This is a genomic window from Sphingomonas limnosediminicola (assembly GCF_039537965.1).
Lineage (GTDB): Bacteria > Pseudomonadota > Alphaproteobacteria > Sphingomonadales > Sphingomonadaceae > Sphingomicrobium > Sphingomicrobium limnosediminicola.
In genome coordinates this window covers 1217660-1232911 of record NZ_BAABBM010000001.1, presented here as the reverse complement: position 1 = coordinate 1232911, position 15252 = coordinate 1217660, and the positions used below count along the sequence as shown (strand labels likewise).

At 60.0% G+C, this 15252-nt stretch carries 15 protein-coding genes and 1 tRNA gene; 9 read left to right on the top strand and 7 right to left on the bottom strand.

Features of this window, described 5'->3' with window-relative positions; genetic code table 11:
• The first annotated feature begins 141 nt into the window (after nucleotides 1–141).
• Nucleotides 142–306: a hypothetical protein gene (locus tag ABD704_RS06265; RefSeq protein WP_344698818.1), complete on the top strand. Its 165-nt coding sequence runs from the start codon at nucleotides 142–144 to the stop codon at nucleotides 304–306.
• A 655-nt stretch (nucleotides 307–961) separates the two neighbouring features.
• Here the strand turns inward: ABD704_RS06265 and ABD704_RS06260 are convergent.
• Nucleotides 962–1642 (bottom strand): SIMPL domain-containing protein, encoded by a 681-nt coding sequence (locus ABD704_RS06260; protein WP_344698817.1) that lies wholly within the window; start codon nucleotides 1640–1642, stop codon nucleotides 962–964.
• Nucleotides 1643–2127: 485 nt separating this feature from the next.
• On the opposite strand from ABD704_RS06260, the gene ABD704_RS06255 reads away from it, so the two are divergent.
• A complete protein-coding gene (locus ABD704_RS06255) occupies nucleotides 2128–2295 on the top strand; it encodes a hypothetical protein (RefSeq protein WP_344698816.1) in 168 nt (55 codons plus the stop codon).
• 186 nt (nucleotides 2296–2481) lie between these two features.
• Here ABD704_RS06255 and ABD704_RS06250 read toward each other — a convergent pair whose 3' ends face one another.
• Both ABD704_RS06250 and ABD704_RS06245 read right to left on the bottom strand, forming a co-directional pair.
• On the bottom strand, nucleotides 2482–3474 hold the full coding sequence (locus ABD704_RS06250; protein ID WP_344698815.1) for a prolyl hydroxylase family protein: 993 nt from the start codon (nucleotides 3472–3474) through the stop codon (nucleotides 2482–2484).
• Nucleotides 3475–3813: 339 nt separating this feature from the next.
• Nucleotides 3814–3890 (bottom strand) — tRNA-Arg (locus tag ABD704_RS06245).
• A 400-nt stretch (nucleotides 3891–4290) separates the two neighbouring features.
• Between ABD704_RS06245 and ABD704_RS06240 the strand changes: the two genes are divergently transcribed.
• The 4 genes from ABD704_RS06240 to ABD704_RS06225 all read left to right on the top strand — a co-directional run bounded on the left by ABD704_RS06240 (nucleotide 4291) and on the right by ABD704_RS06225 (nucleotide 7709).
• Entirely contained in the window at nucleotides 4291–4941 is a 651-nt protein-coding gene (locus ABD704_RS06240) for a hypothetical protein (protein WP_344698814.1), read from the top strand.
• A 187-nt stretch (nucleotides 4942–5128) separates the two neighbouring features.
• A complete protein-coding gene (locus ABD704_RS06235) occupies nucleotides 5129–5305 on the top strand; it encodes a hypothetical protein (RefSeq protein ID WP_344698813.1) in 177 nt (58 codons plus the stop codon).
• Nucleotides 5306–5474: 169 nt separating this feature from the next.
• Nucleotides 5475–5624: a hypothetical protein gene (locus ABD704_RS06230; protein ID WP_344698812.1), complete on the top strand. Its 150-nt coding sequence runs from the start codon at nucleotides 5475–5477 to the stop codon at nucleotides 5622–5624.
• A gap of 675 nt (nucleotides 5625–6299) precedes the next feature.
• The gene (locus tag ABD704_RS06225; protein WP_344698811.1) at nucleotides 6300–7709 is read left to right on the top strand and encodes a serpin family protein; all 1410 of its coding nucleotides are present in this window, start codon (nucleotides 6300–6302) and stop codon (nucleotides 7707–7709) included.
• Nucleotides 7710–8518: 809 nt separating this feature from the next.
• On the opposite strand, the gene ABD704_RS06220 is transcribed toward ABD704_RS06225, so the two are convergent.
• Both ABD704_RS06220 and ABD704_RS06215 read right to left on the bottom strand, forming a co-directional pair.
• A complete protein-coding gene (locus ABD704_RS06220; protein WP_344698810.1) occupies nucleotides 8519–9505 on the bottom strand; it encodes a sensor histidine kinase in 987 nt (328 codons plus the stop codon).
• A gap of 367 nt (nucleotides 9506–9872) precedes the next feature.
• Entirely contained in the window at nucleotides 9873–10445 is a 573-nt protein-coding gene (locus ABD704_RS06215; protein WP_344698809.1) for a hypothetical protein, read from the bottom strand.
• Nucleotides 10446–10708: 263 nt separating this feature from the next.
• Between ABD704_RS06215 and ABD704_RS06210 the strand changes: the two genes are divergently transcribed.
• Complete coding sequence (locus ABD704_RS06210; protein WP_344698808.1) at nucleotides 10709–11557, top strand: M90 metallopeptidase family protein; 849 nt, start codon at nucleotides 10709–10711, stop codon at nucleotides 11555–11557.
• 167 nt (nucleotides 11558–11724) lie between these two features.
• Nucleotides 11725–12267 carry a PEPxxWA-CTERM sorting domain-containing protein gene (locus tag ABD704_RS06205; RefSeq protein ID WP_344698807.1) on the top strand — a complete coding sequence of 181 codons (543 nt, stop codon included), beginning with the start codon at nucleotides 11725–11727 and terminating at the stop codon, nucleotides 12265–12267.
• A gap of 58 nt (nucleotides 12268–12325) precedes the next feature.
• Here ABD704_RS06205 and ABD704_RS06200 read toward each other — a convergent pair whose 3' ends face one another.
• Nucleotides 12326–13159: an alpha/beta fold hydrolase gene (locus ABD704_RS06200; protein ID WP_344698806.1), complete on the bottom strand. Its 834-nt coding sequence runs from the start codon at nucleotides 13157–13159 to the stop codon at nucleotides 12326–12328.
• A gap of 483 nt (nucleotides 13160–13642) precedes the next feature.
• The gene (locus ABD704_RS06195) at nucleotides 13643–14329 is read right to left on the bottom strand and encodes a hypothetical protein (protein ID WP_344698805.1); all 687 of its coding nucleotides are present in this window, start codon (nucleotides 14327–14329) and stop codon (nucleotides 13643–13645) included.
• A gap of 197 nt (nucleotides 14330–14526) precedes the next feature.
• Here ABD704_RS06195 and ABD704_RS06190 point away from each other — a divergent pair, with 197 nt between their 5' ends.
• Nucleotides 14527–15246 carry a DUF6345 domain-containing protein gene (locus ABD704_RS06190; RefSeq protein WP_344698804.1) on the top strand — a complete coding sequence of 240 codons (720 nt, stop codon included), beginning with the start codon at nucleotides 14527–14529 and terminating at the stop codon, nucleotides 15244–15246.
• The last annotated feature ends 6 nt before the right edge of the window (nucleotides 15247–15252 follow it).

Genomic DNA, 15252 nt, shown 5'->3' with positions numbered 1-15252 from the left:
CTCGGGAGGGGCGGTGTTACATCCAACAATCATGAGGATCGCGAGCGCGGAAGGGGCGACATAGCGCATTCCGAATACTACCACGCTCGCGGCACCTTTCGACCTATTGCGGACGTTGAAGAGCGGGCGCAGGCTAGGAGCATGCCCGCTGCACTAATCATCGTCGTCATCCTAGTGGCTGGGCTGGTGCTCTACTCAACCTGGAACGACCGGCGACTCCTTCATCGCTCGGACGAGCGTGCTCGAAACGACGACGTAAACTCGCCCAACCAAGAGATCGCTTTCCACCCAAATGCCATTAGCTAGTGGCCGGAATGGGTTGAAAACAGACGTTTAGGTCGTCCGACGTTAGCCGCTAAGCGAATTTCGCCAAGAGTTCGATCGCACAGAGCAAGAACACCAACCATATGAGTGTGCGCTCGAATGGCAGCCGAACGTCAGACCTGTCTCCAGATGCGCCAAATGTGTCGACGCCATTGCCTCTCAGCATCTCTTCCCGATGAATCCGTGCGATTATGATGCCCGGGTCCCCCGGCCCATCTCTTGGGTCGTGAAAGCCTACCTCGCCAGGCGACCCGTAGAGTAGCGGCACGTCGTGCAGCAGATCTTGCTCAAGTCGATCTTGTGCTTGACGTCGTCGATCCAGGCTTTCGATGAACTCCGCCGCATTCGCGGGACGCGAGCCTGCTGCAATGCGTCCCTCGTCCTTACGATCACTTTCCATCCCTGAGGTCTTACTGCGCAGGACCTAACGAGGGCCTAATCTCTGCATTGACCGAACCTACGCTTGGCTGCTGGCAGCTTCGGGTCGAAAGCTGCCGCTAAGCGGACGATCCGCTAACTGCCAAAGCTGGACGTAGGGCAGGGATGTCCGCCACGCGCTCATTCAGGCCGCTGCAACTCTCGACCCAATCCGGCCGCGGCAGCTTTGACTATCGCTGACATGCTGCCAGCGCAGATCTTAGCGCTCCATCCGATAGAGCAAATTGAGCGAGACGCTCGTTTCCAACTGCCCTGGAGCCACGATACCACTATCGCGCTCCGGTGCAGGCGGCGGCGGAGGAGGAGGCGCCGCAACGGGAGCAATGCGCGAGCCGGTGACGATGACGTCTGCGCCCCTGTACGAAGTTCCTTCCTCGACCGACAGAAGCCGTACGGAAGTGAAGCCGTTGTTTCGCGCGTATTCGGACGCTTCGGCCTTTCCCCTCGCCATCGCGCGAATGCGTGCCTCCCGCCGCAGAGGAGAGGGATCGGAGATCCCGAAGTTCGGACCATAGACGGAGTCCGCTCCTGCCGTCGTCAGGGCGTCGAGGAGGGAAGTCAGCTTCTCGATGTCGCGCGTCTTAATCTGCACTGAGTTGCTGGCAATGTAGCCAATCAGCGTTTGCCGCCCTGGGCCGCCGGGCACATTGTCCCAACGATAATCAGGTTGCAGCTGGATGCCCTGCGTCTGGATGTCCCGCTCGCGAATGCCGGCAGCGCGGATGCTCGCAAGCAGATTCTCCGTCTTAGCTTTATTGGCGGCCACTGCCGCAGTTGCCGTGGGCGCCTTGGCCTGCGTCCCAACCGTCATGCTCGCCTCATCAGGAGGGGTTCGCAACGCTTCGGTGATATTGACGCGTACCAGCGGAGTACTGGCCATCTCTGCGATGCTGGCCGTAGGTGCCTGCTGCGCGATCGCAACCTCTGGCAACATGACCAGACCCGACAAAGCTAAAACATTCCACGACTTCGCAAACGCCACGAAACTCTCCCTCGAAGTCTCTCCCGCGGAGATGCATAGCGCTCAATGTTTTAGGAGCATCTGAACGCGGGGGTCAGTGGCGGTTCAAGTTCGCTGCATGCTACCCAACGTCAGCATTCGACCCATTCCTCCTCCAGCATAATGGCAGTTTTGGGTGGGAAGCTGCCGCTCAGCCTATCTCGACCTTATTTCCGAAGTGCGTAAGAAATAATGGTCTGACGATTGCCCTGGTCGTCCTGCTCTCTTCGAGTCTTGCGGGCCAGCGGCGACGCTGACGCTCGCCTCCGGCACCCTAGGCCGCGGGTCGCAGTTAGACCGCTTGACGGCACCCGGTTCTCCTGCCGCGGTTTTGGAATGTCCATCTGTCGGCCGTTTTCCCGAGGATGACGCTGACCGTCATTATGAGCCACCCGGCAGGTCAGCTTCCTCAACACTTGCAGGAAGACATGGCGATGCTCCACCACAGCGTGCGAATGTTGCCCGTCATTTCGGGCGGCATGAATTATTCGCTAAGCATATCTGTTGGCCTGCGCTTCAATTCTCTGCGGTAAACGACGGTTGTGGAAAAGCTCACCTATCAAGAAGAGGCGGAGACTTGCCGTCGCAAGGCGCTTGCCTACGTGGGCCGGCCGGAAGCTCCATTCCTGTTAAGGGTGGCTACGGAGTTTGACCGCTTGGCGGAACACCCGGACCGAGCCTTTCGAAATCACGATTAGAGCGTCGCTACGACTTCTGCGTCAAGCGGCGTAGCGATCGCGTATCCATTGCGAAAAGACCCACTTCACGCCCCGCGTTGGCGGCTTGCCCGCATGCTGTGTGCGCGGGTCGGGCGCGCGGAAGTGATCGAGATTGCCGAACACCAAGCCGTCCCCCGTGTTTCCGCGGTGGTCGATGCCAAGGACTGGAAAGCTTGTCTCTCCTCCGTCGAAGTCCTGGTTGAGGTAGATCAGGAACGTCGCTGACCGCTGGCCGGCGCGATCAATTTCATCTTGTAGGAGCTTGGGATCGAGGAAGTCGCAGTGCAGAACGAACTCCTCTCCGACAGCGTATCGGAGCACTTGAGGCACCTCCAGGCACGGAAGGGGAGCGCCCAGCTCATTGGCGATACGGGTGCGGATCATCTGAGCCACGAGATCGGTGTCCGACAGACTCAAAACTGCGGACTGATTTGTGCGCCCACGATCCACACCCGCACCGAAGACCTCCGCACGCTCGAGGCGTGGCGTCGCAGCGGCGATGAGCCACTGGCACTCGGCACTGCTGCACAAAGTATCGATTGCTCGAACGAAGGGGTCCCGAGAGAGCGTTAGACCATTCGGCTCGGGCGGTCGTAGGCGTTCGGAGATCGATATCCGCGAGCGCATCTCACGCCAGGTGCCTGCATGTGTGCAGGCAGAGAGAGTGGCCTTGAACCTGTTCTCGGCGAGCAAGATCAGCTGCTGCGCGGCGGATGACGACCCAAGTTCCGCTGCATCAGCAAGAGAATTGAGTGCTTTGTTCCAGTCCGGGGCCTGCACCACCCCTACGGCCTCCAGCACTGCTCGCCGCTCTGTTGCCTCAGCATGCCCAGCCGCGGCGGCGTCCCCGATAAGGTCGACCGCTTCCAACAGTTGGGATCTATCGCCGTCGGCCAGCAAGGACATGGCGGTGCGAAACTGGCGATCGGGAACTTCGCCAATCACTGACAGGCAATCATCCATGCCGGTGCTCGGTAGCTGACGCGTGCTCATGGGCGGAATCCATCTTCCGCGGATGCGACGTATCTGAAGGAGGCGCAAGCGGCGGGTCAGCCGAGACTCACTCAGCCGCCATGGTGCGTTGCGGATGGTCAGTTTTGATTCTCGTCGATGGCGTGGCGGAAGATCCCAGCTGCCAAGAGCAGGCTAGTGTCTGTTTTGGGTCGAAAGCCGCCATTAGCAACGGCCTGAACAGATGTCCTCTTGCGGGCTCCGCAAAGCAGGCCTGGCAATGGCTGTCACGGGGCCATTACGGACCGGCCGCAGTCGGCCGTAAGAGATTGTCCGGCACAATTTCGTCCAATCTCATACGGACACTCGGCGGAACGTTGCTGGCCCGCTCCGAGGGATTCGAACCCCCAACCTTCGGGTTCGAAGCCCGACGCTCTTTCCGGTTGAGCTAGGAGCGGCCTTTACGCTGCTTGATCGCGCCGTGTCAGCAAGGGTTCGGATGCGCTCCAGCGGCCTCCTTCTGAGCGCTCGATCGGCAAGCTGCAGTCGTCGCAAAGTGCAGCGAAGCGATCTTCACGACGGATGATCGACATGAGCATCGGGCGGTGGAGGCGAAAGAGACATCGAACGCTCATGTCCGAGAAATAGTGACGGAGCGGCCTGATGAGGAGGGCGGTCTCCGGGCCGGATCGAAATTGGCGGAGATTGTTGCGGGGACGCCGCACCTAGTGGCAGGTTTCGACCCATTCCTGCCATTAGGAATGGACGTCCTTTCGAGCGATTGCGTACGTTGGCATTGACAGGATTGGCACCTACGCTCGCAACGTTAGCGAGCGGGGGGTTCCATTGCCGGAGTTCATGGGCGTCAAAATTACGAGGGCGCAGGAATCAGCTCGCCACGCTTATCGCCGAGCTTTGGAGAAGGCAGTTCGGGGGGCTAGTAAGGGGAGTGGTTGGCGGGCGATTGAAGGTTGCTTGTTCCGTGAGGATTCCGGTTGGTTCGTAAGCGTCTGCCCTTCCGTCTACATTTATGAGCAGTCCACCAAGGTCTCGATTTCGGCAAAACCCATGACAATCGACCCGATTTTTTGGGACATGGTAGGCCTCCTTGAGAACAAGAATGCTCCGCTTTCATTCCGCTTGAACGGAGCATGGACTTGCCGGCCGCCGCACATCGACGAAGTGTCGATTGAGGAACATGAGGACGTTGCGGTAGTGGCAGGCCGCTTGTTGGCAGCAGCGAACGAGCACCTGGCTAATGTCGTCCGGCGCTGGTCCGTCGAGGAGTTTCTTGAGCTCTGTCGAGCCAGTGGGGGGACGAATGACAGTTACCTGCCTTGTGTCGTTTCAACGCTCGTGGCGTTGGGCCGCGAACATGAAGCTCTGGAAACCTGCAAGTCTGCCAAGGAGCGCGACATCAGCGGCGGTTTTCACGCGCCAGAGGGTACCTTCATGGAAATGGCGACGCGATGGATAAGCGCATCGATGGCGAACGCCACGCGGCACTGACAATGGCAGCTTTCCACCCATTCTGGCCACTAGCTAATGGCAGCTTTGGGTGGAAAGCTGCCATTAGCCAGCAGCGCCTTTGCCCGTCAGCGTACGTCCGCCCAGTAGGTGTCTCGAACCAAAGTGGTCTTTAGGAGCGGGATGAAATCGCACCCGGCAGTCGTTCTGCAACCGAAAGGGTGCACGTATGTCCGATCGCGAATATCTCAGCCGTCGAGCAGCCCAGGAAGAAGAACGAGCGTCAATTGCGACGCACAAAACAGCGGCAGTCATTCATTCCGCCATGGCTGCAGAGTATCGCAGGCGCCTGCTCGAAATCGAAACAGAAAAGCAATCCAAGGCAATTTGGCCGCACCGGAGCTAGTATCGCATTGGTCGGAACCTCCCCTTGAACCCCACGAATGGAGCGAAAGCAGACATTTCGACGCAAAAAGTGCGGATCTCTTTACAACACCCGTTCGATTTTCGTGTCGCTTACCCGACAAAGTCGGAACTGACGCTTTGGGTGCAGGTTTGTCGCCCAGAGGTGGGGAATGACGAAGTCGGCCGACAAAGACATTCAGAAAATCGAGGAAACACAGGCGGCCCTACGTGACAGCATAGAGCAAGCGAAAGAGCTTGCCGACGAAGCTCAGAAACTGCTCAAAAAGCACAAGAAGGCGCTAAAGGATCGGTCCAACTGAGCGGGGATGGTCCCCGCCGCGCCTGGTGCGTTCGTTGACTACTCTGGGTCGAAGTCAGACGTTAGGGCGAGCTTCGGAACGCCGCGTAGCTCCCGTAACTCGAGACCAGGAATGTACGATGTAAGTGAGCGCGAGCTTCCAAATCACCGGCCACTTGCCGGAGAGCATTTCCGATCCTTGATTAATGACATTGAGCGCAGTTCCGACAACGAGCGCCACGACTATCGAGCGCCTGAGAGCCTTATCGGTGAGCGTGCGCCTTGCAGCTTCGCTAGGTTTCATACGGCACGTGATCGCACTTCTACCGATAATTCCAGCTAAAAAGCTAATATCGAACGTAGGTTAGAGGCTTTTGTAAATTGCCTTCCTATGATCGCCGTGAGGCCCAAACCCGTCGCCACAATGATTGGGCATTGGTCTTCGGCCCGGCGTTCGGTTTGCCCCGCGTCGGGCCGTTAGCGCCCGAACGCTCTTAAAATGGTGCGGTCCCGCCGGTCACACGCTGGGCAAAGTCACATGGGACCTGAAAAGGCGTCTGACTGCTAATGGCCGGAATGGGTGGAAAGCTGCCGGTCCGGCGGTAGCGCCAGCACTGGGTGGAAAGCGGACGTCGATAGTCTCGAGCCCGGCTGACATTCAGTTCAGCTTCAGCCGCCGGCCTGACTAACGGCTCGCGTGAAACAATTGCTTTTGATGGCGCCGCTTTTGCTCGGCGCCTGCGCCACTCCCGTACGACAGCCGATGATGAGCACCGGCGCGGCTAACTCGCCTGGCTCGGCTGCAACGCCCCCGCTTGTGCGCTGTTGCAGCTCGCCAGAAGAGGTCGCGGCAGCCCAAGCGCAGTTTCCGCCTCCGCCTCCGCCCCCGCCGCCGCGACCGGTCATAGTTCCAGACCCTCCGGAGCCTCCTCCGCCGCCACCTGCCGCAGGTGCCGAGCGCACGATTGCGAAGGGCAATCGCGAGTTCGCTCTTGCCCTTTATCGTCAGCTCGCGGCCAGCCGCGGAAACGTCTTCATCTCGCCGATCAGCCTGGCCGGCGCTTTCGGCCCCGTCGCTGTGGGCGCACGCGGCAAGACTCGCACCGAGATTGGCAAGGTGCTGGGGTTCCCGGCCGACGACAAGGTGCTGAATGCGGACCTCGGAAGCATCCTACACAGATTGGAAAGCGACGGCGATGGGCACCAGGTAAGCATCACAAATGCCCTCTGGCTGGGGAAAGGCTGGTCGATCGAGCCGGACTTCGTCGAAATTGCGAAGCGCAGCTATGATTCCGAAGTAGAAACGCTCAACTTTGGCGATCAAGCAGCAGCCACGGCCCGGATCAATGATTGGGTCGATCGCAAGACCAACAGCCGTATACCAAAGCTCTTCAAACCGGGTGACCTCGATGCAGGTACGTCCCTAGTGGTCACTAACGCAGTCCATTTCGTTGGCCAGTGGAGAGAGGCGTTCGACCCTCGCCAGACCCGGGTCCAGCCTTTCTATCTGTCGGACGGCACGACCCGCGACGTGCCGATGATGTCATCTGAACATATGCGTTCGATTTATCTGGGAGGCGGAGAGGTTCACCCGGCCGCGGACTCGGTCGAACTGCTTGAGCTTCCATACAAGGGCAATCGACTCAGCATGGTCGTAATCCTGCCCAGCGCGAGAAACGGACTCCCCGCCGTCGAAGCGGGGCTTAGCCCTGAGAAGCTCGACAAATGGCTTGAACGATTAGATTCGGCGAAGCTCTTCGGCGAGGAGGTTCAACTGCCGGAGATGCAGTTCGAGAGCAGCTATGAACTCGTGAAGCCATTGAAGGCGCTCGGGATGAGGGTCCCCTTCACGAATGCCGCCAACTTCACCGGTATTTCTACCGATCGGGGGAATCCATTGTACATCGACACTGTCGTGCACAAGACCTTCCTCAAGGTCGATGAGAAGGGAACCGAAGCGGCCGCAGCAACAGGTATCGCATTTAGGGGCGAACGCGATCATTGGTCGTTCCGCGCCGACCACCCGTTCCTATTCCTAATCCGCGATAAGCCGACCGGTGCGATCCTGTTCATGGGCCGTTTCAGCGAACCGCCCGGCCCATCGTAACTGTCCAGAGCCTTGCTTCAGTCTCGCGCCAATGTCGCCTTGGGGTGGAAAGCGAACATTAGGCGAGTCGCGGGGGCGACTGCTCGACATGGCCGAGGCCCTTACCGCTTATCGAGGTTGCGACTGCTGCTACCCTCGGCGTCGCATCGGCTGGGACTGGGCTGCACTGACCGGCGAGATGGAACCGGCTGGCTGGTCCGTAATTCATACGATCATGTCTAAATTTGCTACTGCACTTGCTCTGCCCTGCCTACTAGCCGCTTGCACCGCTGCAGGCAGCCAGAGGTCGCAAGCCGTTGCTTCACCCCAAACGGTGCCGCCACCCACCGTTCCGCCGCCCGCGCCATGTCCGATCACGAGCTCGAGTGACTGGCGGGCCTGGGTAGATGCAAAGGGCTGGCCTGATCGACCAGCAACGCTCCACGTGGCGGGCCGTGCGACTCTCCCATGGGCCGGATGGCAGATTTACTGGAAGAACATGCAGGTTCTCCAAAGCACCCCTCCGCATGTTTACGTGGAACTCGATGCGAAGCCGCCGAGCGTGGGAGGACAACGGCCGGACGCGCAGAGCGTGACCGGGAGCTGGCCCAGCGAGGCCGTGATCGGCTCGGTCACGATCGTTTGCCGCAATACACAGCTGGCTCGGGTTTCGACGGTGGAAACTGTCCGGTAGCCACTCACGGTGCCGTCACGCGTGGAGCGAATTCCAATGTCCGAGCGACCCAGCGGCGCCCGCAGGCAGATAAGTCGGGATATTCATTGCAACGAACAAGGCCCGCCCGTTCGCCGTTTCCGGGCAGGTCTTATCCCTAAATTGCGAACGCCACTTGGAAACATGCACCCCGCCCGTTTGGGTTAGGCATGACCTGGACGCCGCCGCCAAGTTGCTTTGCCAGGACTCGAACCACCTTCATCCCCAGGCCTTCAGATTTAGCCAGATCGAAGTCGGCGGGAACACCTGGACCCTGGTCGCAGACGCTCAATTCGTGGCGGTCTCCCTTGACCCGGTAGATTACGTTTATCTTGCCGGCGCCGTGCTTCGCCGCGTTTGTGACCAGCTCGTTGGTCAGAAGACCGATAGGCTGGATCAATGTGGTGGGAACCATCCCTTCGTCCCCGCTGACCTCGACTGCTACGCCGCATATGTCCGAAAGGTCGCCACAGAGGCGGGTCAGGAACGTCAGGCAGGAGGCCTTTTCCGTGTCGCTGGAATAGAAGTTCCTGTGGACTCGAGCGACGGCGGCAACGCGCGTTGCGGCTTCTTTCAAACGCGTTGAGGCGTCACCCTTGCTGGCTGGCCCTCCGCTTTGCATGGTCAGCAGCCCCGACACGAATTGCAGGCTGTTCATCACTCGATGATCGATCTCGCGCGCCATCAGCTCCGCGTGAGCAATGGCGGTGCGGGCGGCCAGGCGCAGTTCGAGCTGATCGACGACCAAGGATGCCAGATCCTTAAGATCATCGATCTGGTCCTGCTCAATTGGACGGGGTACCTTATCAATGACGCATAATGTCCCAAGGTTGAAACCGTCCGAGGTTTGCAACGGAACACCGGCATAGAAACGCAGCCCGAAGTCTCCCGCCACCAACGGATTGGCCAACGAGCGCGGGTCGATACTCGCATCGACCAGGACATGCGCCTCGTTCGAAAGGATTGCGGAAGCGCATAGACCGGGGTCCCGGCCGATCTCTTCGACGCCAACGCCGTGGTGCGATTTGAACCAGATACGGTCATGATCAACGATGCTAATAATCGAGATCGGCACATCGAAGCGGCGGGCGGCCATCGCCGTCACTCGATCAAAGCTTCCGTCCGGCGGGGTGTCGAGGATCTCATGTCGGCGCACAGCGGCCAAGCGCTGAGATTCATTCTCGGGGATGATCTCCCGATCCAGCGCATTCATGATGTGTTCCTCAGACGCCGTTAGCTGACGGAAATGTCAGTCCGAAACGTAGCTTGGACAACCGGTTAGCTGCTTTCCAACTAAGATAGAAGGGGGATCGGTTCCGCTCCTCGCAGGCGTGCTAAAGTCCGGTCTAGGTCGAAAGCTGCCGCGGCAGGATTGGGTGGAAAGCTGCCATTCGGGCTACTGGGTCCTTGTATCGAAACGACGAAGGATACGCATGCTGGCAGAGCCGCATCGCGATGCGCTGCTCAAGCAGTTAATTCGGCCAAATGATCGCTTCCACTGGATCTAGCAGGTCAATTAGTACGTCCACTGCCAGACAGGCGGTGGCGACGTTCCGCCGCTTGGTCACCACGGCTACGATCGCTGCCCCCGTCAGCAGCACGAGAGAGGCATAGTCGAACCATTGCATATAGGCCCATGACGCCCGACCCATGACGAGGGGCCGAAGCAAATAGGCAAGGGTGTTCGCCGCGAGCAGCGCGCCGACCACCTTCTTGTACTCGCGGTCGAAGTAGGGGTTCAGCGAGGTAACGCCCTCGAGTTGGTGCGGGAACACCAGCGCTCCCGCGAAATAGTAAAGGGCGCTGATAATGAAGCCGGCGAAAAGCGAAGGCGAGGTGCTCGGCAACGCATCGCGAGCGCGCCAGATCACGCGCCAGAACAGGATCGTCTCCGTGATTGTCCACGTCGCGAGAAGGCCAGTCGCCCACCCGATACTCGGCCGCGGGCGCTGCCGCATGATCCGAGCCAATCCCCCGAGCACCTCTGCCAGCCCGAGGCCAAGCAAGATCACGACCAGCGAAAGAATGAACTCGAAATTGCTCATAGGAGTCCCCTCCCTCTTATGACTTATCGCTCGGCGTATCATGCCGCGGCACTGCGCGCCGAATGAAGTAGTGATCTATTGATCTGACGCCTCGTTGAGCGGCGCTAAGGGCAGGAATGGGTGGAAAGCTGCCGCTACGAGCGAAGCAGCTCAGAAAGCTGCGCCGGGGTCGCAAAGACATCGAGAGTGCTGTTCGGAGATGCTACTGTTTCTCCTCGTGCACGCTTTGCTAAACATACGAGGCCTTCATCAGCATCTTTCGTTTGGTCTTCGGCTTAATCGCCTTCATCCTGTCTGCCCCAACCTCTGCCGACGTCGCAGGGATTATCCCGCTTGCTGATTTGAACGGAGGCGCTGCTCGTGAACTCTCGCACTTCGTAATTATCGACCGGGATGCCTCCTACGCCCATTTGAAGCTGCGCGGCTGGACGGTCGTTGTGAGCCGACGCCTTCTTATGAATGACAGGCCTACTGCCGACCGCGCTTTGCTGCTGCTTGATCGTAAGCTTGCTGACATCGAACAGGCGCTCAATGCCCGCCCATTGCGGCAGCTGAAGCTCGTGCCGATCTGGATCGAGGCTACTGGGTGTGCGGGCCAGCAAGGACTTTCGTATCACTGGTCCAGCCGATGGCTCCGTCTTCACGGCTGCAACCCCGACAAGGCCAGATCTGTCGAGATCCACAGCGTCTATGACTTCCTTGCGTGGGAGCCCACCCAGCCTTGGCTCGTGCTGCATGAGTTAGCCCACGCCTACCATCAGCGTGTCATGGGTAAGAACAACGCGAGCCTGGTCTCAGCTTTCGTGAGAGCGAAGCGGTCCGGGTCGTACGAACATGTCAGCTATCGCGCTCAATCCTCAGGTCGAGCCTACGCTATGATGAACAGCAGCGAGTATTTCGCCGAGCTGACCGAAGCGTACTTCGGTGTGAATGATTACTTCCCTTTCAACCGGAGCGAACTGCGACGCTACGATCCGAATGGATTTGCGCTCGTTCGAACTGCGTGGTGTGACAGCGGAAATGTACGATCCAGAGCCCACCGGGGACGCAAATCAGACTCAGCAAAGCGCAAGGCTCTCGCCGACGTGTCGGCAGTTCCCTGCAAGCGCTAACGGCGGACTTGGGTCGAAAGCTGCCGCGGCCGGAATGGGTCGAAAGCTGCCGTTAGGGGGACTGCAAAGATGGGCGAGATCTCCGCGTTAGCTCTCCCTTAACCACGCTCGTAAGGTCAGCGTTTAATTTAGTCCGGTTAATGTCTTTTCATCGAAAGGACATCAAAGTGGACAAACGTATTTCCTTGCGGGCTGCCGCCGTGGCTTGCGGACTGGCGTTCGCTGCTCCAGGCCACGCCCTCGGCGTCCCGGCGACTACCGGGACGAAGGCCGCTGCTGGCACCTATCATTTCACCTGGTCGGTTGGGTCCGTTTTTGCAGACGGAACCATCGTCACGAACGCGAGCGGGCACGCGACATCGATCTCCGGCCTGGTGAACGGCACGAATGTCATCACCGGGCTGTCGTCCTACGCGGGTGCCGATAACGACCTATACGGCACCGGCGCCTGGGTTACCTTTGCGGGAATGTCGTTCTCGACCCAGTCACTTGGCAACTTCAATTTCTACAACTCCGGGCTGGGCTATTATGGAATGCTGAGCAGCGTGACGAACCCTAGCGGCTATCCGGATAATTTCGTGGCAACGGCGCAGATCACGCCGGTTCCAGAACCCGCGTCATGGGCCATGCTGTTGAGCGGGTTCATCGCGGCAGGTTTTGGCCTACGCCGTCAGCGGCGGAAGCAGGCTTATCTCGCACAAGCGGCGTGAACGCTTCGACCCGGCAAGTTTGGGTCGAAACCTGACATTAGCGGACCGCCAGCTCACGTTAAAAAGAGCCGGTGGCCCACGACGAACCGTCACGTGCCTCTCGCTCCCCTGGCCCTGCTGTGGAGTCTAGGATTAGACGTGCTGAGGCGGCAGGCTCGTCCCACATCGGATAGTGGCCGCTGTGCGCGAACCAGTGCAGGTGAGCGCTGGGAAAAGCGGCCACCGCGCGGCGGGCTTGGCGGGCCAGACACAGCCGGTCACGCCGCCCCCAACCGATCGTCACCGGTCCGGCGCCAGCGGCAGCAGGACCGCGCTGCGCGGGCCCGCGCGCCAAATCGTCGATCAGCGCCGCCGCCGTGGGCGTCCTCGCCAGCGCGTCCAATTCTCGAGCCACGATCGCCCCGTCCAGGTGCCAGGGATGCGCCGATAGCTGCGCGAGCAGGAGGGTGCGCCCCGGATAACTCCTCGCCAGCGGCTTGAGCATGTGCGCGCGAGCGAGGCCCTGCAGTAGGGCCAGCGATGCACGCAGGGTCGCTCGGAACATTGCCCGCTCCGCTCCGCGCCAGAAACCGCCGGGGTCGAGGGCCACGACTGGTCCGGAATGTCCACGTCGCGCTAATTCCAGCACCATGCGCGCGCCTAGCGAGCTGCCAACCATAGCGGCCTGTTCCAGCTGCTGTTTCGCCACGAAATCGGCGACGCTGCGTGTCAGCCCGACAAAAGTGCCGCTGTCGCGCTCGACTGGCTCGCCGTCATGGCCCGGCAGCGTGACAATGATCAGCTCGCGCCGCGCGGCCAGCGCCGGAATGATCGGATCCCATGCACGCGGTGTGTTACCGAGGCCGTGGACGAGGATCAGCGGCGGTCCTGAGCCAGTTCGAGTGTAGCGCATGGAGAGGAGAACGCGCCAGGTCGGAGGTCGGGCGCTAGTATTAAAACGACGGTCGCTAGCAGCGGATTAGATCGCCGTGCGGCGCTTGTCCCCGCGCCTCGCCCACGTGCTTTTCCTATCGGTTTTGCTTCAGTTGGCTCCCCTGCCGGCGAGAGAGGAGCGCGATTGCCTCATTCTGCGTCACCGAGCCGGCCCGTGCCTCTCATCGGCCCTCAAGCTTGAGATCGGCCTAATCTGCCAAACGGTCGCGCAAAGCTAGAGTCCGGTTTGGGTCGAAAGCTGCCACTAGCTACGGCCTGAACGAACGTCCGCTTACGGCCGACGACCGGCTGCACGGCAATGGCTCGAATGGGCGCTTACCAGTCACGATCAGATGGCCCGTTTGCCGATCAGTCCAACCAGGACAGACCAGCGGTGCGTACGCAGTGCATAAGCCAGTCAGAGAAGGCCACTCTGACACTCTGCGATATCCTCGATTGGACATCAGCGAGTCCCAGCTTCGTCCTCCGCATCGAATAGCCCCGCCTTTTCTAACCTCTGCTCCAGCGCACTCCCACCCAAGCTTTGCTCTAATCCCTCCAGACGTCCCTCTGTCCATTCCAACAGACGCCCAACTCGGCCACCTGATTCCGTGCGCCGGAGCGCCACTAACAGCGCGCGCAACCGATCAGCGCGGGATTGGAGCTCCATCAGCTCATCGAGTAGCGCCGCCGCGCTCTGCTCATGCTTTCGCCGCCGCTCCGCGTCGGCGCGCCGCTTGGCCTCCTCGGCCGCAGCAATTCGCTCGCGCTCATCAAACGCTGCGTTGCTGGTCTTGGCGGCGGCCATGGCGGCGATAGTCGCCAGGATCCTGGGAATTGCCGGCTCGAGCTTTCGCACGCGGCTCTCGGCAAATGAGCGCTGCATCGTTTCACCCCAGCGGTAGCGCTCGGTTTTCAACCGCACGTCTTCGAGCCGCACCATCAACCGGCCTTGATAGAGCCGCTCCCACTTGGGAATTTTGGGGTCGCCCCAGTCAGCCCAGTAGCCATAACGGCGGTGTCGCTCGTCGCGCTCGCGGCGCCATTTCGCGACTGCCGCCAATTCCTTTTCGGTCGCGACATGCTCAACCTGGTCCTCGTGGCTCGAGAGCAGCCCAATCGGTTTACTCTCTATATTATCGCGGATCATGCGCGATAGCGTGACTGCTGTTTTTCGGCTATGGATGTCAGCTTGCTCGGAACGAGTCGCGGGAGCGGCGGCATGCGAGCATCATCCTCATTCTCATCCGCAACTATCGCTGAGACGACACGCAAAGCTGCGTTCCCGGCCGATGGGACATGCCCGTCCCGGCCCCGACTTTCGCTGATATGCCCAAGGAGACGGCAATGGGAATCCGAACGCATGTGAGAGTTGGAGTTGAATGGATCAACGACTTCCATTCGGATGCCTGTGAGCAGGCAGATCTCAGCTATTGCGACGACCAAGTCGAGGGCTTCTTCAATGAGATGGGAGACCACGGCCACACCAAAGTCTTCGATTGGGGAAACGACAATGCTTGGGAGACGGATTTCCGCTCCCCGGATGTCGGCGGGGATTCACTGAATTGGAGCGATGATGTGCACTTCTGCCTAGTCAATGATCACGGCGGAAATTGGGACGACACAGTCCATCTCGCTTTCTCTCACGCGCATGACCACTGCCAAGTTGCCGGCACCGACATGCGGCTTGGACGCAAGAATCTGAAATGGTTTGGCGCGTTGGGCTGCGACGCGGTGCTGAACACGAACGCCGATCACATTGGCGCCGTTTGGTTCCCACCCATGCAAGGCGTCCATATTGTCTGCGGCTTCATTGGCACGGCTGCCGATAGCTGGTGGACCGACGACCTCGGTGAAGACTACGCCGAAGACATTTGTGATGGTGATACGATCGCCGGGGCGTGGGTTTCTGACGCTTATTCTTTCTGGACTGGCGATGACTCCATCGCGATCGCAGCCGGTGAGACGCGCGACGATGCGATCAATCGGCGAGAGCACGAGACACTCGATTGGCGCGACAGCAATATCGCGGCCACCAACTGGCTCGCGTGGAAATATCGGACTTAGAATAGT

Bases quoted from the DNA above. Each gene is read 5' to 3' on its own strand.
- ABD704_RS06265 (WP_344698818.1), top strand. From the start codon at position 142: ATGCCCGCTGCACTAATCATCGTCGTCATCCTAGTGGCTGGGCTGGTG.
- ABD704_RS06260 (WP_344698817.1), bottom strand. From the start codon at position 1,642: ATGGCCAGTACTCCGCTGGTACGCGTCAATATCACCGAAGCGTTGCGA.
- ABD704_RS06255 (WP_344698816.1), top strand. From the start codon at position 2,128: ATGACGCTGACCGTCATTATGAGCCACCCGGCAGGTCAGCTTCCTCAA.
- ABD704_RS06250 (WP_344698815.1), bottom strand. From the start codon at position 3,474: ATGAGCACGCGTCAGCTACCGAGCACCGGCATGGATGATTGCCTGTCA.
- ABD704_RS06240 (WP_344698814.1), top strand. From the start codon at position 4,291: ATGGGCGTCAAAATTACGAGGGCGCAGGAATCAGCTCGCCACGCTTAT.
- ABD704_RS06235 (WP_344698813.1), top strand. From the start codon at position 5,129: ATGTCCGATCGCGAATATCTCAGCCGTCGAGCAGCCCAGGAAGAAGAA.
- ABD704_RS06230 (WP_344698812.1), top strand. From the start codon at position 5,475: ATGACGAAGTCGGCCGACAAAGACATTCAGAAAATCGAGGAAACACAG.
- ABD704_RS06215 (WP_344698809.1), bottom strand. From the start codon at position 10,445: ATGAGCAATTTCGAGTTCATTCTTTCGCTGGTCGTGATCTTGCTTGGC.
- ABD704_RS06200 (WP_344698806.1), bottom strand. From the start codon at position 13,159: ATGCGCTACACTCGAACTGGCTCAGGACCGCCGCTGATCCTCGTCCAC.
- ABD704_RS06195 (WP_344698805.1), bottom strand. From the start codon at position 14,329: ATGATCCGCGATAATATAGAGAGTAAACCGATTGGGCTGCTCTCGAGC.
- ABD704_RS06190 (WP_344698804.1), top strand. From the start codon at position 14,527: ATGGGAATCCGAACGCATGTGAGAGTTGGAGTTGAATGGATCAACGAC.